Origin of the sequence: Bacillus sp. NTK071 (assembly GCF_017303315.1) — a bacterium.
Classification (GTDB): Bacteria; Bacillota; Bacilli; order Bacillales; family Guptibacillaceae; genus Guptibacillus.
In genome coordinates, this window is record NZ_JAFKOI010000159.1 from 1 (window position 1) to 255 (window position 255).

General features: G+C 65.9%; 1 protein-coding gene. It reads right to left on the reverse strand.

From position 1 onward, the window contains the following. Positions 1 to 255 (reverse strand): pirin-like C-terminal cupin domain-containing protein (locus JI666_RS22275; RefSeq protein ID WP_206895108.1); only part of this gene is annotated, 255 nt, incomplete at both ends.

Genomic DNA, 255 nt, shown 5'->3' on the forward strand with positions numbered 1-255 from the left:
GGGCCCGGCATTGACCACGATCTCGTCGCCCGTGCCGAAGCGCACCAGCGTGCGGTCGCCCGTCATGTCGCGCAGGTTCAGCTCCTGGCCCTGAAACTCTTTCTCGACCAGCACGCCCTGCGGCCGCGAGGCATCACGGAACGTGCCCTTGCCTGCGAAGACATAGGCGAAGGTGTTCAGATAGGTATCGACCGGCAGCACCTTGCGGGTGTTGGGCGGGACCGAGACGTCCAGCATCAGCGGTTCGGCGGCGAT